At 69.8% G+C, this 22647-nt stretch carries 19 protein-coding genes; 8 read left to right on the top strand and 11 right to left on the bottom strand.

The annotated features are described in order from the left end of the window. Positions 1–65 precede the first annotated feature (65 nt). Together AUC47_RS00160 and AUC47_RS00155 are read left to right on the top strand one after the other, a co-directional pair. Positions 66–2279 carry a glycosyltransferase gene (locus AUC47_RS00160; RefSeq protein ID WP_096713223.1) on the top strand — a complete coding sequence of 738 codons (2214 nt, stop codon included), beginning with the start codon at positions 66–68 and terminating at the stop codon, positions 2277–2279. After that, positions 2276–3937, top strand: coding sequence for a polysaccharide deacetylase family protein (locus AUC47_RS00155; protein WP_096713222.1), 1662 nt, complete (start codon positions 2276–2278; stop codon positions 3935–3937). The genes AUC47_RS00160 and AUC47_RS00155 overlap by 4 nt, the downstream gene beginning before the upstream one ends. A 47-nt stretch (positions 3938–3984) precedes the next feature. On the opposite strand, the gene AUC47_RS00150 is transcribed toward AUC47_RS00155, so the two are convergent. Together AUC47_RS00150 and AUC47_RS00140 are read right to left on the bottom strand one after the other, a co-directional pair. Then, positions 3985–6600 carry a right-handed parallel beta-helix repeat-containing protein gene (locus tag AUC47_RS00150; RefSeq protein WP_096713221.1) on the bottom strand — a complete coding sequence of 872 codons (2616 nt, stop codon included), beginning with the start codon at positions 6598–6600 and terminating at the stop codon, positions 3985–3987. A gap of 203 nt (positions 6601–6803) precedes the next feature. Then, positions 6804–8018, bottom strand: a complete 1215-nt coding sequence (locus tag AUC47_RS00140; protein WP_096713219.1) for a glycosyltransferase — start codon at positions 8016–8018, stop codon at positions 6804–6806. 125 nt (positions 8019–8143) lie between these two features. Here AUC47_RS00140 and AUC47_RS00135 point away from each other — a divergent pair, with 125 nt between their 5' ends. Then, the gene (locus AUC47_RS00135; protein ID WP_096713218.1) at positions 8144–8602 is read left to right on the top strand and encodes an adenylyltransferase/cytidyltransferase family protein; all 459 of its coding nucleotides are present in this window, start codon (positions 8144–8146) and stop codon (positions 8600–8602) included. A gap of 13 nt (positions 8603–8615) precedes the next feature. Here AUC47_RS00135 and AUC47_RS00130 read toward each other — a convergent pair whose 3' ends face one another. Further along, positions 8616–9008: an SIP domain-containing protein gene (locus tag AUC47_RS00130; protein WP_096713217.1), complete on the bottom strand. Its 393-nt coding sequence runs from the start codon at positions 9006–9008 to the stop codon at positions 8616–8618. A gap of 103 nt (positions 9009–9111) precedes the next feature. Here AUC47_RS00130 and AUC47_RS00125 point away from each other — a divergent pair, with 103 nt between their 5' ends. The 3 genes from AUC47_RS00125 to AUC47_RS00115 all read left to right on the top strand — a co-directional run bounded on the left by AUC47_RS00125 (position 9112) and on the right by AUC47_RS00115 (position 11859). After that, on the top strand, positions 9112–9375 hold the full coding sequence (locus AUC47_RS00125) for a glutaredoxin family protein (protein ID WP_096713216.1): 264 nt from the start codon (positions 9112–9114) through the stop codon (positions 9373–9375). A 68-nt stretch (positions 9376–9443) separates the two neighbouring features. Continuing rightward, positions 9444–11210 (top strand): aldehyde dehydrogenase family protein, encoded by a 1767-nt coding sequence (locus tag AUC47_RS00120; RefSeq protein WP_096713215.1) that lies wholly within the window; start codon positions 9444–9446, stop codon positions 11208–11210. Positions 11211–11229: 19 nt separating this feature from the next. After that, the gene (locus tag AUC47_RS00115; protein WP_096713214.1) at positions 11230–11859 is read left to right on the top strand and encodes a hypothetical protein; all 630 of its coding nucleotides are present in this window, start codon (positions 11230–11232) and stop codon (positions 11857–11859) included. Between the two features lie 27 nt (positions 11860–11886). Here the strand turns inward: AUC47_RS00115 and ypfJ are convergent, their stop codons facing one another. Beyond that, the gene (gene ypfJ, locus AUC47_RS00110) at positions 11887–12771 is read right to left on the bottom strand and encodes a KPN_02809 family neutral zinc metallopeptidase (RefSeq protein ID WP_096713213.1); all 885 of its coding nucleotides are present in this window, start codon (positions 12769–12771) and stop codon (positions 11887–11889) included. 66 nt (positions 12772–12837) lie between these two features. Between ypfJ and AUC47_RS00105 the strand changes: the two genes are divergently transcribed. Together AUC47_RS00105 and AUC47_RS00100 are read left to right on the top strand one after the other, a co-directional pair. Next, the gene (locus AUC47_RS00105) at positions 12838–13827 is read left to right on the top strand and encodes a malate dehydrogenase (RefSeq protein WP_096713212.1); all 990 of its coding nucleotides are present in this window, start codon (positions 12838–12840) and stop codon (positions 13825–13827) included. Between the two features lie 52 nt (positions 13828–13879). Beyond that, positions 13880–14356, top strand: coding sequence for a recombinase family protein (locus AUC47_RS00100; RefSeq protein ID WP_179297462.1), 477 nt, complete (start codon positions 13880–13882; stop codon positions 14354–14356). A gap of 12 nt (positions 14357–14368) precedes the next feature. Here AUC47_RS00100 and AUC47_RS00095 read toward each other — a convergent pair whose 3' ends face one another. The 7 genes from AUC47_RS00095 to AUC47_RS16615 form a co-directional block, all read right to left on the bottom strand. Further along, the gene (locus tag AUC47_RS00095; RefSeq protein ID WP_096713211.1) at positions 14369–14503 is read right to left on the bottom strand and encodes a methionine/alanine import family NSS transporter small subunit; all 135 of its coding nucleotides are present in this window, start codon (positions 14501–14503) and stop codon (positions 14369–14371) included. Continuing rightward, positions 14500–16122, bottom strand: coding sequence for a sodium-dependent transporter (locus AUC47_RS00090; protein WP_096713210.1), 1623 nt, complete (start codon positions 16120–16122; stop codon positions 14500–14502). The genes AUC47_RS00095 and AUC47_RS00090 overlap by 4 nt, the downstream gene beginning before the upstream one ends. 70 nt (positions 16123–16192) lie before the next feature. Further along, on the bottom strand, positions 16193–16663 hold the full coding sequence (locus tag AUC47_RS00085; protein WP_096713209.1) for a TY-Chap domain-containing protein: 471 nt from the start codon (positions 16661–16663) through the stop codon (positions 16193–16195). A gap of 3 nt (positions 16664–16666) precedes the next feature. Further along, entirely contained in the window at positions 16667–17146 is a 480-nt protein-coding gene (locus AUC47_RS00080; RefSeq protein WP_143740672.1) for a DUF6301 family protein, read from the bottom strand. 69 nt (positions 17147–17215) lie between these two features. Next, positions 17216–18115, bottom strand: coding sequence for a hypothetical protein (locus tag AUC47_RS00075; protein ID WP_096713207.1), 900 nt, complete (start codon positions 18113–18115; stop codon positions 17216–17218). After that, positions 18112–18312 carry a hypothetical protein gene (locus AUC47_RS16500; RefSeq protein WP_143740671.1) on the bottom strand — a complete coding sequence of 67 codons (201 nt, stop codon included), beginning with the start codon at positions 18310–18312 and terminating at the stop codon, positions 18112–18114. Before AUC47_RS16500 ends, AUC47_RS00075 begins: the two co-directional genes overlap by 4 nt. Before the next feature lie 227 nt (positions 18313–18539). Then, positions 18540–22643, bottom strand: a complete 4104-nt coding sequence (locus tag AUC47_RS16615) for a WXG100-like domain-containing protein (protein WP_096713206.1) — start codon at positions 22641–22643, stop codon at positions 18540–18542. Between the last annotated feature and the right edge of the window lie 4 nt (positions 22644–22647).

Below are 22647 nucleotides of genomic sequence, written 5' to 3'. Positions count from 1 at the left end.
CTTGGCCGAGGGGGCACGCATCTGGGGAGCGCTGTCGACGCCTCGGCGAAGGGGAGGACCATCTCATGACCGTCGTCGACCCTCCGCGCGGAGACCGCAGGCCCCGTGTCCTGATCAGCGCGTATGCGTGCGGCCCCGACCAGGGCCCCGAGGCGACCGCCGGCTGGGCGATCGCCCGCGCGGCCGCCACGACCGGCGACGTGTGGATCCTCACCAGGGAACGGTTCCGTGAGTCGCTCTCCGCGGCTCTCTCCGCCGACCCGGCACTGGCCGCCAGGGTGACGGTGGTGCACATCGACCTGCCGGCACGGATCATGCGATGGAAGCGTCGCAGCTGGGATCTGTACTGGTACTACGCGCTGTGGCAGCGCCTCGCGGGGCGCACCGCGGCACGCCTGCACGCCGAGGTGGGCTTCGACCTCGCGCACCACGTCACCTTTGCGAACGACTGGATGCCGTGCGGCATCGCCGACCTCGACCTCCCCGTGATCTGGGGGCCGGTGGGCGGGGCGAGCCGCGTGCCCGTCCGAGCGCTGCGACGCTGGCTCGGACCTCGTGGCACCGCGACCGAGGTCGCCCGCACGATCCTCACCGCGATCCCGCGGGCGATGTGGGGTGACTCCACCGCTCGGCGGGCCGCGCTCGTCGTCGCCCAGAATCCGGACGTCGCACATCGGTTCCGTCGCGCGCGTCGCGTCGTCGTCGAGCCGAACGCGGCGTTCGCGGAGGAGATCCCCGAGCACCGGGGATCCTCGTCCGGACGGACGGCGGTGTTCGCGGGCCGCCTGCTCGCCTGGAAGGGAGCCGCGCTCGCCATCGAGACCATCGCCCAGCCCGAGGCCGAGGGCTGGCGTCTGCTCGTCCTCGGGGAAGGGTATGAACGACGACGCCTGCAACGGCTCGCGTCGACCCTCGGTGTGACGGACCGCGTCGAGTTCCGCGGCCATCTGCCGCGCGACGAGACGCTCGAGACCCTTGCGAACTCGGACGCACTGCTCTTCCCGTCGATGCACGATCAGGCCGGCTGGATCGTGGGCGAGGCGAGCTCGATGGGGCTGCCCGTGGTGTGCCTCGATCTGGGCGGCCCGCCGACGCTCGCCGACGTGAACGCGCGGGTCGTTCCCGCGAAGGCGCCCGACCTGCCGCGCAGCCTCGCACGCGCGCTCCGCGACACCGCGTCGACGCCCGGGCGGCCGCACCGCCGATGGGCGGAGGACCGACTGCCCGCCGTCGTCGCCGGCTGGTACGCCGCGGCACGGGCTGACAGGCGACGTCCGCTCGTCGTGATGGAGTCGCTCACGCAGCTGCGCCCGACCACGAATCCGTACCTCGTCCAACTGTGCGAGTCGCTCGACCGGACGCCGGACGTCGAGCTGTCGTTCTTTCGATGGAAGCGAGCGCTGCTCGGACGCCTCGATGTGTTCCACGTGCACTGGCCGGAACTCCTGGTCGGCGGGCACCGCCTGTCCGGCCGCATGGCCCGTCGACTGCTCACCGCGCTGTTCCTGCTTCGCCTAGGCCTGACGAAGGTCGCCGTCGTGCGCACGCTCCACAACCTCGAGCGCCCGTCCGACATGGCACGGATCGACCTCGCGCTGCTGGGCGCCCTCGATCGCCTCACGACGCTCACGGTCACGCTCAACGACGACACCCCGCTCCCCGCCGGTCATGCGCGTCGCACGATCCTCCACGGGCATTACCGCGACTGGTTCGCTCCACATCCGACGCCGGACGCGATCGAGGGGCGACTCGGCTACGTCGGACTCGTGCGCCGTTACAAGGGCGTGGAGCAGCTGATCGGCGCCTTCCGCGAGCTGAATGCCGCCGGAACCACGCTGTCGATCGCCGGGCGCCCTTCCACAGACGACCTCGCCGAGGAGCTGCGCGGCCTGGCCGGGGACGACGAGCGCATCGACTTCCGCTTCCGTTTCCTCGACGACGCAGAGCTCGTCGCGCGGATCTCCGAGGCCGAGCTGATCGTGCTGCCCTACCGGCACATGCACAACTCCGGCACGGCGCTCGCCGCCCTCTCGCTCGCCCGCCCGATCCTCGTTCCCGACAACGAGGTCAACCGGGCGCTTGCCGAGGAGGTCGGTCACGGCTGGGTGCACCTGTTCGAGCACGAGCTCACGGCATCCGACCTCGCTCGGGTGCGCGAGGCGGTCACTGCAGGTGTCGAGGGGGCTCCGGACCTCAGCAGACGGGATTGGGCTGCGGTCGGCCACGAGCACGCGGAGGCGTTCCGCGCCGCCCACGCCCTGCGACGGGCAGGTCGATGACCACGGCGATTCGCATCGCCGTCGCGATACCGACGTTCCGTCGTCCCGATCGACTTCGGGACCTGCTCGCGGTGCTGCCCCAGCGTTTCGACGAGCTCGAGACCCCGGCCGACATCGTCGTGTTCGTGATCGACAACGACCCGAGCCGCAGCGCGGAGAGCGTCGCCGCTGCGCCGTCGCCGGCGCGGATCGTCTACTCCCCAGAGCCGACACCCGGTATCGCCGCAGCCAGACAGCATGCGCTGGACGTCTCCGACGGCTTCGACCTCCTCGCCTTCATCGATGACGACGAGGTGCCGCATCCCCAGTGGTTGCGAGCACTCGTCGACACGTGGCGTCGCACGGGAGCGGCAGCGGTCGCGGGGCACGTGCACACCGAATTCCCCCGCGGGACCGACCCCTGGGTCCTCGCCTCCGGGCTGTTCGTCCGCCCTCGCCGCACCGACGGCGAGAAGCTGCCCGCGGCCGGAGCGGGCAACCTCCTGCTCGATCTCGACCAGATCCGTGCTGCCGGGCTGTCTTTCGATGTGTCGCTCGGTCTCTCCGGCGGAGAGGACACCCTCTTCACCCGACAGATCGTGCGGGCGGGCGGTACCGTCGTCGCCTGTCCCGCCTCGATCGCCGAGGATTCCCTCGAGGAAGGTCGCGCGACTCGCGGGTTCGCGCTTGCACGCGCCCGCCATCACGGCCAGACCCAGTCGATGGTCGAACTGCGCTTGGCGACCGGGTTCGACTCTCGTCTCGTCTCCCGCGCGCGCAACATCGTGAAGGGCGCAGGCTGGGCCGTTCGGGGCGCTCTGCTGGTCCTCCGTGGACGAGTCGCGGGCTCGCTGCCTGACCGAGCCCGCGGCGCCCGCGAGGTGCAGCGCGGTCTGGGCCTCGTCCAGGGAGCGCTCGGAGCCGGCACGCCCGAGTACGCGCGGGAGGGCAGCAGGCGTCAGCTGCTCCGCTCTGCGGCTGCCCGCGCGGCGCGGCGCGTCTCACCCCTGTTTCGTTCGGTCGTCGCCGTGCGCACCTCAGAACCTGTCGTCATCCTGACGCTCGACGACGGCCCGGACCCGGAGTGGACGCCCCGTATCCTCGACCTGCTGGCTGAACGAGGCGCCACCGCGACGTTCTTCGTGCTGCTCACGCGCACCCGCCGCCATCCCGAGCTGCTTCAGCGCATCGTCGAGGAGGGACACGAGGTGGCGCTCCACGGTGAGGACCATCGGCGGCTGACTTCGCTCAGCGCCACGGAGGTGCAGCGGATGCTGACCGAGGGGCGCTCGGAACTCGAAGCGCAGGCGGAGGCGACCGTCGCCTGGTACCGCCCGCCCTACGGCGCCTTGTCCGTGCCGACGTGGCGCGCGGTGCGCGATGCCGGCATGATGCCGGTGCTGTGGACGACGAGTGTGCTGGACGGTCGGGATGCCGCGCACGAGGAGCGGCTGCGGCGCGCGCTGTCCGGCATCCGACCGGGAGCGATCGTGCTGGCCCATGACTCGCGTGCGGGTGCCGACGACGGCGTGGACGACGGTCCCGTCACCCCGTTCGACCGCGCGGCCCTGATCGCCGACGTGATCGACTCGTACGCGAAGCGAGGCCTGACGACCGTGTCGCTCGGTCACGCTCTGCGGTCCGGGCGCCTCGTGCGCCGCATGCTGCTGGTCGGCTGACGGACGGCGCGTGACGGGCGACGGGCCCCCGGCCCCGTCGCCCGTGCTCACCTCGCGGTGACCGGGGGCCTCGGAGCACCGACCGTCGTCGCCGACGGGACACCCAGCAGCGTCGCGACCGCTCCGGGCAGTGAGTAGGTCGCCGGCACCGGGGAAGCGCCGGTCAGCTGCCAGGTCGTCGGATCGATCACCGGCGCTCCCTGCGCCAGCACCGATCGGGCGTCGCCGCCGGTGTGTCCGCGGAACTCCTCGATGGTCGTGAATCCGCGGGTGCCGCGTGGGCCGTCCGCCCAGCACGCGAAGTTCGACGGCGACGACGCCGAGGTGCGATGGTACAGATTCGCGTCCTGCGATACGCCGAAGTCGTTACCGGACCATCGGTTCGTGAGGTCCTGCGTGAGCATCGGGCACGCCTGACCGCCGTAGGAGAGGATGTTGTTCCGCACCACGACGTCGCTCGTGATCCACGGGATGAGCCCGCGCAGGCTTCCCACCTCCTGCCTCCGTTCGTCCTGCATGTACGTGATCGTGCGGCCGTTGCCGGCCATGGTGTTGTTCCACACGTCGACGTCGCCCGAGTCGAACACGAACAGCCCACTGTTGCCGTTGCCGATGATGTAGTTGCCCGCCACCAGCGCGGTCTGACTCAGCTCGATCTCGACGCCCTCGCGACCGTTCCCCTGGAACACGTTGTCGGTGATGGTGAGGTTCGAGCTCGAGACGTCGAACCACAGTCCCGTCGAGCCGACGTTGTCCGAGATGATGCTGCGCGTCACGGTCACGTCCGACGCCCGAGACATCTTCACCCCGCCGGCGACCGGCGTGTAGTTGAACCGGGCGGCATTGTTGCCGGTGACGACGGAGTTCTCGAGCCGCAGATCGTCGACGTCGTTCACGGCGATCCCGAGGAGGCCGTTGCCCGTCGCCGTGATGTTGCGGAAGACCTTGTCGTCGTTCCACGCGAAGAGTCCGACGGTCGCGTTGTCGCGGATCACCATGTTCTCGAGCGTGATGCCGTCGACTTCGGCGCTGACTGCTCCGAGCATCGCGACCGTGGTGGCGTAGCGCTGCACGCCGATGCCGCGGACGGTCGTCCCCTCCCCCTGGATCTTGATGGCCTTCGCGAGCGAACTCGCCTCGACCGCGCGTCCCGTGGGGTCGGACCCGACCACGAGCTGGCGCGAGTTCTGATCGACGAAGAACGTTCCGGCCGTCACGGCCGACCGGCTGCCCACCTGCGTGAGCGGCGCGCCGTCCACCCAGACCTGATCGGGGAACCCGGCGAGCGGCGCCGACGGGTTCACCCACCAACTCGTCTCGTCGCGCCCCTGGCTGAAGGAGACTCGCGAGTCGAAGAACGTGCTCCATGGCGCGACCCACGCACCCCCGGACGCAGCCCACCCCGTGACGGGACGCGATCCGTCGAACCACACGGCCTCACCCGGCGCCGACTGGATGGTCAGCTTCTTCGAGAACGGCACGGAGACGCTCTCGCGGTATGTGCCGCCGTGGAGCACGATCGTGGAGCCGCTTCGTGCGGAGTCGATCGCCCTCTGGGCCCCGGCAATGGGGTCGGCCGCGCCGCCGGAACCGGATGCGCGCGAACCCTCGGGCACCACGTGGATCGCCCCGGCCGGGATCGGATAGGAGGTGGTACCGACCGGCGCCGATCCTGCCGTCCCGGTTCCTGCGGGCGGGGTGGTGGGCGGAGTCAGCGGCGGCAACGTCGGTTCGACCGTCGGAGTCGGACTCGGCTCGACGGTCGGCGTCGGAGTCGGAGTCGGGCTCGGCTCGACGGTCGGCGTCGGAGTCGGGTTCGGAGCAGGCTCCTCGGAGGGGTCCGGAGAGGGCGACGGCTCGGTCGTCGGCTCCGGACTGGGCTCGGGCACGGGAACGGGCAGCGCGTCGGTGGACACCACGGTGAGGTCGTCGACCGTCACCGCCAGCGACGGGTTGCCCGGTGACATGTACGTCGTGATGCCGGATGTCCCGACCGCGCGCACCGCGTCGTCCGCTGTGTCCTCTGCAGACGTCTGCCAGTCCGGCTGCTCGGTGCCGACGATCCAGGCCCTCGCTCGGATCGTGACGGGGTCAGTGCCCACGGTCTCGATCTCCACACGCACGGCGGCACCGGCGGACACGTCGTCGAGCACGAGGAGATCCTGACGGAGCACTGTCTGCCTGTCCTGCGCGTCATATCGTGCGATCGACAGGATTCCGCGCGACTTCGTGTCGAGCCGGAATCGCGCACCGTACGAACCGTCGTCACCGTTCCTCGCCGTCACGATCGCCGTCGCGCCGTACCCGGCGTCAGGCACTCGTTCGAAGCTGAGAGTGGCGCCGACGACCCCGTCGGCCGCCCGCCCCGTCGTCGCGGAGAGGATGCTGCGGTGACCGCCGCGGAGGCGCAGGACGCCCGCCCCGTCCTTCACGGAGGCGACGTAGGCAGGGGTCGAGACATAGTCGTCACCCCAGCCCCACCGGTTGTCGCGCGTGAACGCGTCGTCCCACACCGTGGCCGGGTCACCCGTCGCGTTCGCTACGACGGGATCGTCCGGGGCGGACGGATCGGCGGTCGCTGCCGAGGCGGCCTGCGGCGCGAGAGCGAGGGCGACCACGAGGGTCGACACGACGAGGGCATGGCGGGGGAACGCATGACGCATGAAGGCACCTATCGGGAGGAGGCGGCCACCACCGAATGTCAAGATCCGGTAACGGTGGTCCTCATCAAACACACTGGTCTGAGGATCCTCAAACCCTGCTCATATTTCTTTCAGGAGATTGTCAGGTTCATCGACGAGGATACGCCGCGCACAACCCTGAGATACGAGGAAACCGCGCGACCGGTCTCCGTCGTGAATCGCTCCTAGAGCTCTCCCGGCTTCATCGCCTCCGCGTCGATCGCCTTGATCACGCGCAGCGTCGCCGTATCCGGCTTCGGTTCGGATGCCGCGTCGCCGCGCCGCGAGCGCTTCGGCGCGTAGACGACGAGCGAGTGGAACAGGAACCGCGCGAAGAAGGCGACGATGAGCGAGAGCCCGGTCGCGAGAACGCTCGAGATGTGCCAGGTCTCGACCATGAGCGCCATGAGCGGGATGCGCAGGGCCGCCTCGACGTTGTTGAACCCGAACGACGCGGCGAATCGGAGTCCGAGCCCCCGGGCGTCGGTCCGCATGTCGGCGAAGACGAAGCGCTCCTGCAGCAGGAAGTTGCCGATGATGGTCACCTCGGCGCCGATGATCGCGGCCCAGATATAGGGGACGCCGAAGGTGGTCAGCAGCCACATGATGCCGAGGTTCGCGACGGCTCCGATCGCGCCGATCAGGGCGAACAGCGACATCTTGCCGAACCGCAGCCGGGCGAGGTGCGCGATGAAGGTGGTGCCCTGACGCAGGCTCGCCTTGGACGTGCCGTGCCGCCGCTCGCCGAACTCCATCGGCACCTCGGCGATCCGCAGGTCCGTGCGAGCGAGGATCTCGAGCAGGATCTTGAACCCCTGCGGCTTCAGCGTCGGGAGGTCGAGGCGCCTGCGGTCGACGAGGAAGAACCCGGTCATCGGGTCGGTGCTGCGCGCGAGGCGGATGGGGAACATCGCACGGGTGAGCCAGGTCGCGGCGCGCGAGACGCCGAAGCGCACCGCGGTGCCGAGACCGCTCGTGTCGCCCCCGCCGACGTACCGCGACCCCGCGACGACGTCCGCCCCGCCCTCCGCATGCCGGGCCAGCAGGGCGGGGAGCAGCTCGGGCGGGTGCTGCAGGTCGCCGTCCATCACGATGCAGAGGTCGGATGCCGCGGCGCCGAGCCCTACGACGACGGCGCCGCCCAGGCCGCCGGTGTTGTCGTCTCGGTGGATGACCCGCACGGGGAGGGGCGCGTCAGCGGCGACCCGGGCGATCTCGGCGGCGGTGTCGTCGGAGCTGTCGTCGACGAAGAGGATCTCGGCGTCGTGCCCTGCGAGCGCGTCGGCGGTGCGTGCGACGAGCTCCGCGACGTTGTCGCGTTCGTTGAACGTCGGCACGATCACTGTGACCGCTGTGTGCACGGGCTCCCCCTTCGACGCGACGGCGTCGCTCTGCGGCATCCATCGTTCCACGGGTTCCTGTGCACCGTGAAACCGGTTCCTGCTACACTGCACGAATGCGACTGTGGGAGTCGCTGGGTGGATGGGGATCCGCCCTCTGGGGAACTACTTGATCTGGGGAGATCATGCAGACGCGCATCGGCTATGCCGTTGGTGCCTTCGACCTGTTTCACGTCGGGCATCTGAACCTTCTTCGTCACGCCAAGCAGCACTGCGACTTTCTGATCGCGGGCGTGGTCAGCGACGAGATGCTCCGCCAGGTGAAGGGCATCGAGCCCGTCATCCCGACCGCGGAGCGTGCCGAGATCGTCAAGCACATCTCGTTCGTCGATGACGTGTACGTCGAGACCAGCCCGTCGAAGATGGACTCGTGGCGCGACGTGCATTTCACGCACTTCTTCAAGGGTGACGACTGGCGAGGCACCGACAAGGGCCTCCGCCTCGAGCGGGAGTTCGCCGAGGTCGGCGTGGAGGTCGTGTACTTCCCGTACACCGCGCACACGTCGAGCTCGTCCCTGCGCCGCGCGCTCGACGCGATCACGGCCGGCGCCTCGGTACAGGCTCCGGCGCTCGCGACCGTCTGAGCGCCGCGCTCCCCTAGTTCGCGACGCCGAGAAGGCTCCGCGCCATGCGCGCGACGTGCGGCGGCGTGTGGGGTCCCAGCCAGACGGTCCACTGCGCCGGCGGCTCGGAGCACGTCCACTCCACGCACCAGGAGTGCACCGCGTTCGCGAGTCGCTCGCCCTTCGCGTGCTGGCGGAGGCCGTCTCCCCGCAGCAGCCACCGTACCGACACCCCTTCCGGGACGTCGATGTGTCGGAACTGGATGCGGGCGGCCGCCTCGATGAGGATCACGCCCTCGGCATGCCACGGCATGCGCGCGGCGATCGCGGCGATCACTCCCGCATCGGCGGCGTCTCCCGCGACGAGCACGGCTCCCTCGATGCGCTCCCAGTCCGGATCCTCGAGGTGCTCACTCGCCGTCGTCATGCGACCAGTCTAGGTAAGGGTTGCCTAACCTGACAACCATCGACTGCGTCAGTCTGCGTACCGCACCGGCGCCCGCTCCCCCGCGCGGACGTACCCTGGATTCATGACCTCTCCTGCAGCATCCACGATCACGATGTTCGGCGCCGACTGGTGCCGCGACTGCATCCGCACCAAGAAGCAACTCGACGAGCTGGGTGTCGAGTACACGTACGTCGACCTCGTGGCCGACCCCGCCGCCGCCGACGTCGCGAAGGAGATCTCGGGCCGCACAAACATTCCTGTCGTGCTCTACCCCGATTCCTCACACCACGTGGAGCCGTCGAACGCCGACGTCGAGGCGAAGCTCCGCGAGCTGTCGCTGATCTGACCTCGACGTGACCACTCGCGGGGCGGGTGCGGCGGCCTAGGCTGGAGTCCCGTCCGAAGGAGACGCCGATGACTTCTGCGACCACGTCCGCCTCGCCCGGTACCGATTCCGGGAAGCCCGCCGACCTCGACGACGCGGAGCGCGCCCGCCTCGACACCGCGATCGGCGAGCTGCACACCGGTGCCGCCACCTGGTCGGCGCTCACGCTGGCCCAGCGGGTCACCCTGCTGCGACAGGTGCGGACGAGCGTCGCCGCAGCGGCGGAGGACTGGGCGGTCACGGCCGCTGCGTCGAAGCGGCTCGACGGACGCCACCCCCTGCGGGGAGAAGAGTGGCTGAGCGGCCCGTACAGCGTGCTGGGAGCGCTCGATGCGTACATCGATACGCTCACCCGCCTCGCTGAGGGTCGCAACGCGCTCGACGGCGTGCGCGTGAGCCGCGCGCCGGGCGGACGCACGCGCGTGCACGCCTTCCCTCTCACGGGCATCGATCGGTTCCTGCTGTCGGGCTTCACGGGCGAGGTGTGGCTCGAGCCGGGCACCACGCCGAACGGCGCGCGGGCCGGCGCCGGGCTCGCGCAGCGCGCGCCCACGGCATCCGGAGGTGTGGGCCTGGTGCTCGGCGCCGGCAACGTCACGTCCATCCCGGTGCTCGACGTGCTCTACGAGCTGCTCGCGCACAACCGCACCGCGCTGCTCAAGGTGAACCCGACGCAGGACGCCCTGGTGCCGGTGTTCAAGCGCGCGCTCGCTCCCCTGATCGGGCCGGGATTCCTGCGCATCGTCCGCGGCGGTCCCGCCGTCGGCGCCTACCTCACCGGGCACCGCGACCTCGCGCACGTGCACATCACGGGCTCGGCCGCGACCTTCGACGCGATCGTCTGGGGGACCGGGCCGGCTGCGGCACGTCGCCGCCGCGAGAACCGTCCGCAGCTGAAGAAGCCGATCACCGCCGAGCTCGGCGGTGTCTCGCCCATCATCGTCGTGCCAGGCGCGTGGACCGACGCCGACCTCGCGTACCAGGCCGAGCACATCGCGACCATGCGCCTGCAGAACGGCGGGCACAACTGCATCGCCGGTCAGGTCGTGATCCTCTCGGCGGACTGGGCGCAGGCAGACGCCTTCCGGGCGGCACTGCGCCGCGCCTACGCCAAGGCTCCCGAGCGGCCCATCTGGTACCCGGGCTCGGACTCCCGCATGGACGCCGCGACGGCGGACTATCCCGACGCCCTCGTGCTCGGCGATCGGCTGCTCGTCGAGATCGCCGAGGACCAGGATGCCGCAGCGCTGCAGACCACGGAGTACTTCGCCCCCGTGCTCGGCGTCGTCGCGCTGCCGGGCTCCGGGCAGGCGTTCCTCGACACCGCCGTCGCGTACGCGAACGACCGCCTGCAGGGAACGCTCGGCGCGAACCTGCTCATAGACCCCGCGACCGAGAAGTCGCTCGGCGCCGGGTTCGAGCGAGCGATCGCCGCACTGCACTACGGCTCGATCGCGATCAACAGCTGGACGGCGTTCGGATTCATCATCCCGACACTGACGTGGGGGGCGTTCCCCGGCAACACGATCGGCGATGTGGGCAGCGGGATCGGCGTCGTGCACAACGCGCTGCTGCTCGACGGCGTCGAGCGCTCGGTCATCCGCGGCCCCTTCCGCCCGTTCCCGCGCTCGCTGCCGCTGATCAACGGCGGAGGCCGGTTCACGATCCTGCCGACCCCGCCGTGGTTCGTCTCCGCGCGCACGGGGGCGCACGTGAGCGAGGGCCTCACGCGGTTCCGTGCCGGCGGCGGCGTGCTGGGACTTCTGAAGACGCTGACCGCGGCGCTGCGCGCCTGACGCCCGCTACCGTGGACGGATGAGCTTCACGCCGCTGCGCTCCAAAGCACGAAACCTCTACTCCTGGTTCGCGACGCGTCCTGACCTGTTCGAGTCGGAGCGGTCGCCGCGCAAGACCGCCGGCTGGGCGATCGTCGCGGGGATCATGGCGGTCGTCGCGCTGCTCGTGTATCTGAATCCGACGGCCACCGCCGAGATACTCGGAGGCCGGGTGCGCGCGGGCCTCGCGATCGCCGGAGCGTTCGCGCTCCCGCCGATCATCATCGTCGTCAGCGTCGTCATGATCTTCGTCGGCGCCCGGCGATGGCGAGTGAAGGGCGGCGGGGTGCTGCAGAACCCCGTCATCCACGGGTTCAGCGCGCGCTTCCCGGTCGACCAGGCGGTCGCCGCGCTGCTTCGTGGCAGCATCGACAGCGCCGGCGTGATCGCCGCGCTGTCGGCGATGCAGAAGGACGCCGGCGACGAGCGCCTGCTCACGATCTGGTCATCGGATGCCGATCGCGCGATGTACATCGGAGTGCTGCGGGTCGACGGCAACACGCAGTGGATCGACAGCGAGCCCGTGCGGGTCGAGCCCGCGAACTACTTCGACGCGAAGAAGCACGACCTCGCCGCCACGCTGGGCAAGACGAGCGTCGCCGACGTCTGAGTCGCGCGCTGACTCAGGTCGCGATCCTCAGAGCTGGTCGCCGGGGATCGTGAGGGGGTCGGCGCAGGAGTCGAGGCCGTTCTGGTAGCCGTTGGCGAACCAGAACTGGCGCTGGTCGCTCGATCCGTGGGTGAAGCTCTCCGGGTTCACCGTGCCGCTCGACTGCTCCTGGATGTTGTCGTCGCCGACCGTGAACGCCGCGTTCAGAGCATCCTGCCGCTCCGCCTCGGTGCTGGGCTGCAGGTAGGGCACCCCGTTCTTGTCCTTCTCCTCCTCCATCTGCCCGATCCACGCGCCGGCGTAGCAGTCCGCCTGCAGCTCGATGCGCACGCCGTTGCTGTCCGGACCGGTGCCGTTGTTCGGATACCGCTCCATGTCGCCGGTGATGTACTGGATGTGGTGACCCCACTCATGCCCGACGATGTAGAGCTGCGCGAGATTGCCCGCCGACGCGCCGAACTGCTGCTGCATGAGCTGGAAGAACGTCGGATCGATGTACACCGTCTCGTCGGGCGGACAGTAGAACGGCCCCACCGCGTTCGACGCCGTCCCGCACGAGCTGGCCGTCGCGCCATCGACGATGATCAGCTGCGGGGGGCGGTAGTTCTCGACGTGGTCCTCCCAGTAGCCGTCGAGGGCGAGCTGCGAGCTGGCGACCCGGCAGTCGACGTTCTCGTTCGCGTCCTGCCCGGTCTCGCAGTTCTCGATCACGCTGCCCTCTGAGGGCTCGGAGCCTGTGCCACCGCCGCCCGTCCCGCCGAGGAGCCCGGAGAGGTCGATGCCGAGGAGCGGACCGGCGATGAGCGCGATGATGCCGAGCAGGCCCACACCGCCGGCGCCGGCGACGACCGCGCCGCGGCCCTTGCGACGGGCGGTGTTGCCGGAGACATCGGCCTCGGGGTTGAAGGTCATGCCACGAGGGTACTCCGCCTGGCAGCCGCCCTCCCGCATCACGGACGCCCGTCGTAGGCTCGGGGCATGAGCACCACGATCACGATCACGGGCGCGGGCGGACAGATCGGCTACGCGCTGCTGTTCCGCATCGCCGCCGGAGACCTGCTCGGGCTCGACGAGAAGGTGCGGCTGCGGCTGCTCGAGATCCCGCAGGGGATCGGCGCCGCCGAGGGCGCGGCACTCGAACTGCAGGACGGTGCGTTCGGGCTGCTCGAGCACGTCGAGGTCACCGATGACGCGGCGGTCGCGTTCGATGGGTGCGACCTCGCACTGCTCGTCGGCGCTCGCCCCCGGGGGCCCGGCATGGAGCGCGGCGACCTGCTCGCGGCCAACGGCGGAATCTTCGGACCTCAGGGCGCGGCGATCGCCGCGAACGCCGCGCCGGACGTCCGCGTCACGGTGGTCGGCAACCCGGCGAACACCAATGCGCTCATCGCCGCGGCATCCGCCGACGGAGTGCCGGTGAGCCGGTTCACGGCTCTCACGCGCCTCGACGAGAACCGCGCCCGCGCGCAGCTCGCCCAGACCCTCGCGGTGCCCGTCGACACCGTGCGTCGCGTGCCGATCTGGGGCAATCACTCGGCCACGCAGTTCCCCGACGTCTCGCACGCGACTGTGGCCGGCAGACCGGTGCACGAGGCGCTCGAGGCCATCGTGGGCGACGTGCCCGCGTGGCTCGATTCGACGTTCATCCCGCGCGTCGCCAAGCGCGGCGCCGAGATCATCGAGGTACGGGGGTCGTCGTCGGTCGCCTCGGCCGCCAACGCGACGCTCGACCACGTTCGCGACTGGGTGCACGGCACCGGCGACTGGACGTCGGCGGGTGTCGTCTCGCAGGGCCAGTACGGCGTGCCCGAGGGTCTCGTCTGCTCGTTCCCCGTGCAGTCGATCGACGGCGAATGGCAGGTCGTGGAGGGACTCGAGGTGAGCGACTGGGCGCGGCAGCGCATCGACGCATCGGTGGCCGAGCTCGTCGAGGAGCGCAACGCGGTGAAGGCGCTCGGACTGCTCTGACCGGTCACCGTTCCCGTCGCATTCAGGGCAGAATGGATGCCGGAGGTGCGCGATGAGCGAGACGATCGATCCCATGAGGGCGGCGGCATCCGTCGAGGAGCCGCTGACCAGTCCGCTGCATCTGCCGCACGCGGCGGCCGAGTGCCCGAAGTGCTTCACCGAGCTGCAGCAGAACCGCGATTTCTGGCTCGCGCGACCTGACGGCTCGCGCCTGGTCGGTCTCGTCGTCTCGCGCGACGACATGCCGTCGGTGGTCGAGCAGCGCGACGATCTCACCCGCTTCGGCGTGCCGATCGAGGGCTTCCGCCACCCCGCACCCGACATCCTGGAGAGCTGGAACGACCGGCTCACCCGTCTCATCGCGACGCTGAACAAGGGCGACGTGCTGGTGGTCGCGAACATCCGAGCGCTGGGTCGCGATGCCGACGAGGGAGCTCGCACGGTCGCCGAGCTGCGCCGTCACGGCATCATCGTCAAGGTGCTCAGCCACAACGCCCGGCACCTGGCCGACGCCGCCGCCACTCGCTGAGTTCGGCTCCCGTCACAATTCGACGGGCACCGCCGGCTCGGCATCCTCGGCCTCGGGATGCCGCGCGAGGTTGACGATCGCCGCGATGAGCCCGCCCCACACCGCGACCATGGCGACGATCATCATGATGATTGCTGTCGCGGTCATGCGACCGTTCCCTTCTCTTCCGAGCGCTGGATCCGCACGGCACCCGTCTCGGGGTCGGGCGCGTAGTGCTCGACGACGAGGAACTCGTCGTACTCCGGATCGTCCTTCGCGTGCGAGCGCCTGCTCCACGGCAGCAGAGACAGCAGAATCCCGATGATCACGAGCGCGATCACCATGCCCCAGCCGAAGACGCCGACGAACCAGACGGGGTAACCGCCGTACGGCTCGGAGACCTTCGCGATGACTTCGGTGACGAGCAGGTAGCCGAGCACGATCGGCGCCAGACCACCCACCGCGATCTTCCAGATCCGCCCGACGGGGAAGCTGGAGCGCTTGTTGAGGTGCTCCTGCAGCACGGGGAGCTTGTGCAGCATCCACGCCACGACGACGACGGCGACGAAAGCCACCGCCATGATGCCGAAGGCATTGACGAACGCGTCGGCGGTGTCGAGGACGGAGAGCGCCGTCGTCGTCGAGAACAGCGCCACCGAGATGACGGCGAGCGGAACCGAGACGGTGAGCGTGGTGCGGACGCGTCCCCAGCCGAGCTTGTCCTGCAGAGACGCGACGATCACCTCGATGACCGAGATGAGCGAGGTGATGCCGGCGAAGACCAGCGCACCGAAGAACAGCACGCCGATGATCGACCCGCCGGTCGCCTGCGAGACGATGGTCGGGAAGGCGATGAACGCGAGACCGATGCCCGACGTCGCGACACCCGCTACATCGGTGGCCTGCGCCTGTGCCATGAAGCCGAGAGCGGCGAACACGCCGATGCCGGCGAGGATCTCGAATCCGGAGTTCGCGAAGGCGACGACGAGCCCGGATCCGGTGAGGTCGGTCTTCCGCTTCAGGTACGACGAGTACGTCACCATGATGCCGAACGCGACCGACAGCGAGAAGAAGATGTGGCCGTAGGCGGACGCCCAGACCCCCGGGTCGGCGAGCGCCTCCCAGTTCGGGGTGAAGAAGGCGTTGAGGCCGTCCATCGCACCCGGCAGGAAGAGCGCCTGCACGACGAGCACGGCGAACATCAGGGTGAGCAGCGGCATGAGGATCATGTTCGCCCGACCGATGCCCCGCTTGACGCCCAGTGCCATGATGCCGATGACGACCAGCCACACCCCGATGAGCGGCCAGCCCGCCTGCGGGACGAACTCCGTCGACACGCCGACCTCGGCGACATCCGCCGACCTCAGGAAGTCGACGAAGAAGAAGTCGTTCTCGTTGCCCGCGCCCCAGGTGAGCTGGGCCGAGAACCACGTGTACATCCCGGCCCACGCGACGATGACGGCGTAGTACACCGCGATCACGACGCAGATGAGCACCTGCCACCATCCGAGCGGCTCTGCGGCCCGATGCATGCGCCGGAACGCGAGCGGCGCGGAACCGCGGAAGCGGTGACCGATCGCGTAGTCGAAGAAGAGCAGCGGGATGCCCGCCGTCAGGAGTGCGCAGAGGTACGGGATCAGGAACGCGCCGCCGCCGCCCTCATAGGCGACGTAGGGGAATCGCCAGATGTTGCCGAGCCCCACGGCGGATCCGATCGCCGAGAGGATGAAGACGTTCCGCGACCCGAAGGCCTCACGTTTCGGGGACTGAGTCGCTGCGGTGGTCATGCCGGTGAGACTACCGGAGTCCGACCGCGCTGTGTGACGGCGGGGGTGCGACGGCGGCACCTCGGAGATGTCAGTCGGCTGAGATGCCGAGCGAGGACAGAACGACGGTATCCGCCCCGGAATCGAGGGCGGCGATCCGCTCCTCCGACCATGTGACGCCAGCGGGCATCTGCTCAGCCTCCCGCCACGCACGATAGGCCAGTTCCTCCGGAGCACCGATCCCGTACGCATCGCGCAGAGCAGCGACGCAGCGCGATGCGAGGTCCGCGTACTCTCCACTGAGGGCCGGCAGCGCGAGCGAGGACGTCCAGTTCGGCTGCTCGGTGGTCGGCCCGACCCACCCGGAAGCGCGCAGCACGGACTCATCGGCATCCGAGACGACGTCCGCTCCCGGCGCCTCGGCGTCGAGCCGCGACGGCTGCCCTGCGAACTGCACGTAGCGCGTCGGGTCGGCCTCTGCCGCGATGATCACGAACACACGATCCGTGACGTCACGGAACACGCGAGCGAGCGCGCTCTCGAACTCATCCCAGGTGGACATACGTCAGCGTCCCAACCGTTGGTCGAGGGCCACGCCTTGCGGCGTCTCGAAGCGAGCGGCGAGGCTCTTCGGCGCGCTGCTGAAAGAGATCTGTCCTCCCGAGTCGGTCGTCCACGACGCGATCGTCGTTCCCTTGACATCGCGCAGCGACGCCGTGCCCCAGCGACGCTCACCCTCGCGCACCGCGAGAGTGAAAGCATCGCCGAGGAAGGCGGTCGACTCGGGCGTCACTTCGCGGATGACGTCGGAGATACGCAGGGTCAGGTAGCTCAAGGGGTCTTCGCCGATGGTCGAGACATCGGGGATCGTGAAGTTCGAGACGGTGTTCATCAGGTACGCGGTGCCGTCCTCCTCCTCGATCGTCCACCCGAACCGATCGACGGCCAGACGCAGCACCTCGTCACGGGTGAGCGGCCACGGAGCTGCGGCCCAGAAGTCCATGAGGTCGCACGCCTCGCTCGGAGTCATCGCTTTCCACGTCATATCTGAAACCCTATCCGGCTGCTGGTCACGACTGCACGGGCGGCGGGAGCTCGGCGGCGACGCGGACCATCACACATCTCCGGAAGCATGCGTCTCCGCAACGATGTCGGTCTGCTCTTCCGCGAGGTTCGTCACCTCGTCGGCTGCGACGACGCCTTCGTAGACCCCGGCGTCCGACTTCGCGAGACCCAGCGATTCGGCGTCGATGGCATCGTGACCGAGGAAGACGATGTGCGCGCGATCTCCGGACTCGCCGCGCTCGACGCCGACGAGTTGGACACGACGATTCTGCCAGCGCCCTACGACTCGAACGGCGAAGAGCCGGTCGATATCGTCGGGACCCGCTGCGCGCCACCAGATCCCGCGGGCGGACTGACTCATCGCGTCACGTTGCTGCGGCGAGCAGACGATGATCCGACCATCGGGAAGCACGTCGGCCAGCATGCGCTCCCCGGCGACCTCCGCCCACACTCCGACGAGCTCGGGCGAGCGAGGCGGCACGGACGGAAGATGGAAGTCGGGGCGGACGGAGACCCAGCCTTCGGCGACGTTCGCATATCCCGCGAGGATCTCCTCCCGACCATCCGCATGCGTGCGCCAGAGACTCGTCCCGGCCGGCAGCGCGCTCGGCGCGAGCCACCAATACGGAACCATGGCCGATGCGGTCTCGACGAACCCGGTGCCGCTCAACGGAGCATGGTCACGGAACGGAGGGACGACATCTCGCGTCCCCGGAGACTGCAGCGCCAGATAGGACGCTGCGGGGATGCGCAGGGTGTCGATGTAGGGGGCGTCGGCCGTGAACGGCGATCCCGGAAACCCGAGGCCGAGCTCGGCGAACAGGGAGGAGGGCGTCGTGGCCGCGAGCACGTCATCGCGGCGGACGACATAACCGGCCACCCACCCCAGGCCCTGACTCAGCCAGGCGCGGCCCCGCGCAGGCGTGACGGCCTTGATGAGTTCGGTCATCGTCTACCTCCGGGATCGGAACGCAGCCAGGGCGCAGGCACCGGCGTTCGCGTGGCGGTGAAGCGCAGCTCCCTGTCGGTCTCCGGAACCAGCTTCACCCACTCGTCGCGCTCAAAGCTATCAAACCCGTTGTCCCGCGCTCGCGGGTCCTTCGTGATCGCCATGAGCCGGCCCTGATTGCTCGGCGAGACGGTCACCGGCATGCTCCGGTATGTGCCCGCATAGGAGAGACGGAAGCAGTCCAGCTTCTCTCCGGGGGCTACTCTCCGCTCGAATCGAGCGCCGGCACGCTTGGTCGCTCCCGCCTTCTCGAAACCCGAGGTCGCCCTGTCCGCTCGCAGGACCCAACCACCGCCGTGATGTGCGATGGCATACTCGCCTCCTCGAAGCCGTGCGTAGAGGCCCGGCGCCTGCTCGATACCGCTCACGCGCCGAGACGGGGCCGGAGGAAACCGTGACCCGGGATATAGATGCCCATGAGGCGTGGGCCGTCGGGAGTGACCGCCCACAGACGCGCACCCTCGGAGAGGCTCATCCGATCCGATGCCTCATACTCCGGTCGCCACACGTCGTCGCGGTTCAACAGGAGCCCAGACCCGGCGAACGGCTGATCGTACTCCGCGGTCCCGCCGAACTCAGGCGAGAAGGGGATTCCGAGCAGGTCGACGTCTGCGGTCTGGAATTCGACGAAGCCGTAAGAATCGGCACCCGGGGTCGTGTAGGGGTTCGTCCCCCCGTTGTTCGGCACGTAATCGAGTCGTGCATCGGCGACGACCTGGTCGAGACCGCCCCACGGGTTCAGATCAGTCGCCCGGGCGACGAATCCGCCCACCTGCGGGCCGTACTGCCCGTAGAGGTACCTGTTGACGTCGTCGAACGGAATGACCTTCACCAGACGCGTGTCGGGCGTCGGTGCCTCGATCAGCCCGCGCAGCTCGAGGAGCATGGCGCGCTGATCCTGATCGAGCTGCGATGCCGGCGTGCGGCGCAAATCGTGCAGTTCCTGGTTGGACAGTCCGTTCGCCTCCGCGAAGTCGCGAATGATCTGGTCGGAGCTGAGGTCCGGCCCGCCGTGACCGGTGCTGTCCGCGGGGTCGGTCCCGGCGCCGCCCACCTCATCGTCGCGGCCGCCGTCCGATTCGCCAGTCGCCGCATCAGCGTCGGTCGTCGCGTCAGCCTCGGTCGAGGAATCCGTGTCGGTCGCCGAATCCGTGTCGGTCGCCGAATCCGTGTCGGTCGAGGAATCCGTGTCGGTCGCCGAATCCGTGTCGGTCGCCGAATCCGTGTCGGTCGCCGCATCGGTCGTACCGGCATCCGCGTGTCCTGCTGAGCTCCCCGCCGAGGCATCCGGTGTGACGGCGGTACCGCCGCCCGGGGTGACGGGACGGTTGTGGGGTGCGTCGGGCGTCGCCGCGGCGTCGCCGTCGATCCGGCCCGGAAGACGCACCCGATCGGGATCGATCTGGAACTCGGTCACGCGGACGTCGCCGTTCGGACGCGCCTCGACCAGCTCGTAGCGCACGTCGAGAGTGCCGTTGCGGATCGCCTCGACCACCCGAGGGTCGGCGTCGGGGCTCTGCATATACGCGTCGAGCTGTTCCTGCAGGCGGCCATCGCGAGCAGCGATGTCGTTGAGATATGCGGTCGTCCCCTGCTCCGCACGCACGCCGTCGACCGTGCGGTACCCGAGAGAGGAGTTACCGCCCTTCGCTTCGTACACGTGCAGGGTCGGCGGGTTGCCGGAGATGGTCACGTGGTCGAACTGGCCTGCGCCGGCGCCGCCGGGAGCGATCAGCGTGGTCTCGCCGCGGGCGGCGGACACGGCACCGGCGGCCTGGTCTCCCAGCGTCTCCGACGAACCACGAAGCGCGTCCGCCGCCTTGCGCTCTGCATCGAGAGCCGCGCGGATGCGATCGGCCTCACGCTCGGAGAGGTGCCCGTCATCGACGAGGTCGCGAATCGTCTCATCGACGTCTCCCGACCTGCCGTTCAGGTCAGCGGGGTCGACGCCGGCCTGACGAGCGAGGTCGTCGACGCGCTGCTGCGCGGCATCCGACTCCGTCTTGAGCTCCGTGCGCTCGTCGACCCGCGCCTGGTGCTCGGCCTGGGCGTCGGAGTCGAGCGTGATCGTCTCCGTCTCGCCGCGAACCGCGCGGTCGACCGGCAGGTCGGTCTCGGGCTTGTTCGTGTCGGTCGCGAAGTGGTGCGTGTCGGCATCGTGCAGTCGACCTGTGCGGTCGCGGTACGTGTTGTCGGGGTCGCCGTCCAGGGTGCGGCGTCCGTCGGGGCCCTCGAGATACGGCCGACCATGCGAGTCGTGGCTCGGCGCAGGTCCGTCCCACTCCTGGCGAGGCTGCTCTGACGTCGTCTGATCCGCGGTGCCCTGTTCGACGGGTGCGTGCGGTGTCGCATCGTCGGCGTCCGCACCGTCCGGCGTCGAGTCCGCGCCGTCTGCGCCGGTGCCGTCCGCATCCGCGCCATCGGCCGTGGGGTCCACGCCGAGGTCGCCGTCGGGGTCCACCGGCGGCGGACCGTCCGTATCGGCATCCGGGGAGGTCGTGCCGTCGCCATCCGGGGACGTGGTGGCTCCCTCACCAGGAGATGTACCGGTGGGAGCGGAGTCGCCCGCCCCTGCGCCTGTGCCGGTCGCGGTGCCTGCACCGGTTCCCGCACCGGCTCCCGACGAGGTCGAATTGCCGGCATCGCTCGACGACGAGGATCCGCCGTCGACGCCCTGCGGCGCAGCCGGGGTCTCGGACGTCGAGGAACCGCCGCCCGATCCGGTCGTGGACGAGTCGCTGCCCGAGGTGGAGCCCTCCGGCGTGGTCGCCGGAGGCTCCGGAGTCGTCGCGGGGGATTCGGGCGTCGCTGCCGGCGCATCAGTCGTCGACGACGAGCCGTTGCCGCCGTCGCCGGAGCCGGCCGTCGAGCCGTTGCCGCCGTCGCCGGAGCCGGCGCCCGTGCCGGCATCCGATCCACCCGCTCCCGAGCCGTTGCCCTCGGGCGTGACGTGGATGTCGGTGGCCGTTGGCGCATCGCCGTGATTCGAGGAGGCGGAGCCGCCCTCGCCACCGCTGCCGCTGACGTCGCCGCCCTGACCCGACGGACCGTCGTAGTCGGAGCGCGGAGCACCGCCGCCGTCGCCGCCCGACGAGCTCGCGTCGCCGCCCTGACCGGACGGGCCGTCGTAGTCGTTCACGTGCACGCCGCCGCCGTTGCCGCTGCCGCCCGAGCCCGGAACGCCGCGGCGTCCGGGGAGACGCGCGGAACCCGCGACGCCGAGTCCGGCACCCATCGCGATCGCCGAAGCGCTGATGTCCTCACCGCGGACGCCGAGGTCGACGACGGTTCCGCCGGCACCGCCCGCGCCGTTCGCGAGGGCCTGCACGACGAAGCGCTCGCCGGCCTTGCCGAACGGCGCCACGATCGCGGCGGTGAGCGAGCTGCCGGCGAAGCCGGAGAGGAAGGCGGCGCCGTAGTTGGCCTCGCTGCCCTGCACGGTCTCGGCGATCACCGTGGCACTGGTACCCGAGACGACCTCGATGCCGGCGCGGGTGAGCTTGGGGAACTTCGTCGCCGCACGGGCGAGACCGGGGACGATGGCGCGCAGACGTGCGGCCAGACGCGTCGCCGTCGCGACGCAGCGCGCGACGAGCGCGCCGATGCGTCCGCCGATCGCCACGATGCGCGCCGTGATGGCAGCGGCACCGGCGACGCCGGCCGCGCCGAAGGTCACGAACGAGAGCGCGACGCTGAGCCCGGCGCCCGCGACGACCTCGATCACCAGCTGGATGAGCATCTGCCGGGTCTCCTCGAGGGTGTCCCGGATCTGCTGCGCGTACTCCTTGCAGATGTCGTCGATCTGACCGATGCCCTCGTCGTCGCTGAGGAAGGTCGTCAGGCCGTCGGCGAAGTCGTCGATCTTCTGCGTGATCGCCGAGATCTCGCCGCTGTCGAGGCCCGCGAGGGCGTTGTCGCCCATGCGGATGTCGTTGCGGAGGCTGCGGATGTCGGAGAGGATGCCCCTCCACGCGCGCCCCGCCTCTTCGAGCTTCTCGGGGTCGCCGTCGGGGAACAGCGTGCCGATGAAGTTGAGGATCTGATCCCACACCCACACGGCCGCGCTGTCGAGTCCCTGCACCATGGTGTCGGGGCGACCGCCGAAGGCGGAGGGCGGAGGGGCGACGCTCGACTCGGCGATCGCCGGACGCAGCACGAACTCGGAGGCGGCGTCGTACACGATGCGCTCGGCGTTCGCGTTGGCCTGGGCGTGCGTGCCGCCGGTCGCCATGAGCGTGCGGTCGAGACCGCGCGCCGCGACGGCGATGTCGTACAGCGTCTGCAGAGCGGCGGCCGCCATCGCGTCGTAGGATTCGGCGAACGATTCGCCGCCCGGGTCGGTGCCGGCGATACCGCCGAAGCCGCTGAGGTCACCGCGCGCCGAGATGGCGTAGTTCAGCGCCTGCTGCGAGATCGTGTCGTATGCGTCTGCCGCGGTGGAGTACTTCGCGGGATCGATTCTCACCATGAGG

The organism is Microbacterium sp. SZ1 (assembly GCF_002362255.1).
In the GTDB taxonomy this organism is placed as follows: Bacteria; Actinomycetota; Actinomycetes; order Actinomycetales; family Microbacteriaceae; genus Microbacterium.
This window is presented reverse-complemented; position numbering and strand designations above follow the sequence as displayed.

Bases quoted from the DNA above. Each gene is read 5' to 3' on its own strand.
- AUC47_RS00090 (WP_096713210.1), bottom strand. From the start codon at position 16,122: ATGACCACCGCAGCGACTCAGTCCCCGAAACGTGAGGCCTTCGGGTCG.
- AUC47_RS00095 (WP_096713211.1), bottom strand. From the start codon at position 14,503: ATGACCGCGACAGCAATCATCATGATGATCGTCGCCATGGTCGCGGTG.
- AUC47_RS00120 (WP_096713215.1), top strand. From the start codon at position 9,444: ATGACTTCTGCGACCACGTCCGCCTCGCCCGGTACCGATTCCGGGAAG.
- AUC47_RS00130 (WP_096713217.1), bottom strand. From the start codon at position 9,008: ATGACGACGGCGAGTGAGCACCTCGAGGATCCGGACTGGGAGCGCATC.
- AUC47_RS00105 (WP_096713212.1), top strand. From the start codon at position 12,838: ATGAGCACCACGATCACGATCACGGGCGCGGGCGGACAGATCGGCTAC.
- ypfJ (WP_096713213.1), bottom strand. From the start codon at position 12,771: ATGACCTTCAACCCCGAGGCCGATGTCTCCGGCAACACCGCCCGTCGC.
- AUC47_RS00160 (WP_096713223.1), top strand. From the start codon at position 66: ATGACCGTCGTCGACCCTCCGCGCGGAGACCGCAGGCCCCGTGTCCTG.
- AUC47_RS16615 (WP_096713206.1), bottom strand. From the start codon at position 22,643: ATGGTGAGAATCGATCCCGCGAAGTACTCCACCGCGGCAGACGCATAC.
- AUC47_RS00100 (WP_179297462.1), top strand. From the start codon at position 13,880: ATGAGCGAGACGATCGATCCCATGAGGGCGGCGGCATCCGTCGAGGAG.
- AUC47_RS00075 (WP_096713207.1), bottom strand. From the start codon at position 18,115: ATGACCGAACTCATCAAGGCCGTCACGCCTGCGCGGGGCCGCGCCTGG.
- AUC47_RS00125 (WP_096713216.1), top strand. From the start codon at position 9,112: ATGACCTCTCCTGCAGCATCCACGATCACGATGTTCGGCGCCGACTGG.
- AUC47_RS00155 (WP_096713222.1), top strand. From the start codon at position 2,276: ATGACCACGGCGATTCGCATCGCCGTCGCGATACCGACGTTCCGTCGT.
- AUC47_RS00140 (WP_096713219.1), bottom strand. From the start codon at position 8,018: ATGCCGCAGAGCGACGCCGTCGCGTCGAAGGGGGAGCCCGTGCACACA.
- AUC47_RS00115 (WP_096713214.1), top strand. From the start codon at position 11,230: ATGAGCTTCACGCCGCTGCGCTCCAAAGCACGAAACCTCTACTCCTGG.
- AUC47_RS00085 (WP_096713209.1), bottom strand. From the start codon at position 16,663: ATGTCCACCTGGGATGAGTTCGAGAGCGCGCTCGCTCGCGTGTTCCGT.
- AUC47_RS00150 (WP_096713221.1), bottom strand. From the start codon at position 6,600: ATGCGTCATGCGTTCCCCCGCCATGCCCTCGTCGTGTCGACCCTCGTG.
- AUC47_RS00135 (WP_096713218.1), top strand. From the start codon at position 8,144: ATGCAGACGCGCATCGGCTATGCCGTTGGTGCCTTCGACCTGTTTCAC.
- AUC47_RS00080 (WP_143740672.1), bottom strand. From the start codon at position 17,146: ATGACGTGGAAAGCGATGACTCCGAGCGAGGCGTGCGACCTCATGGAC.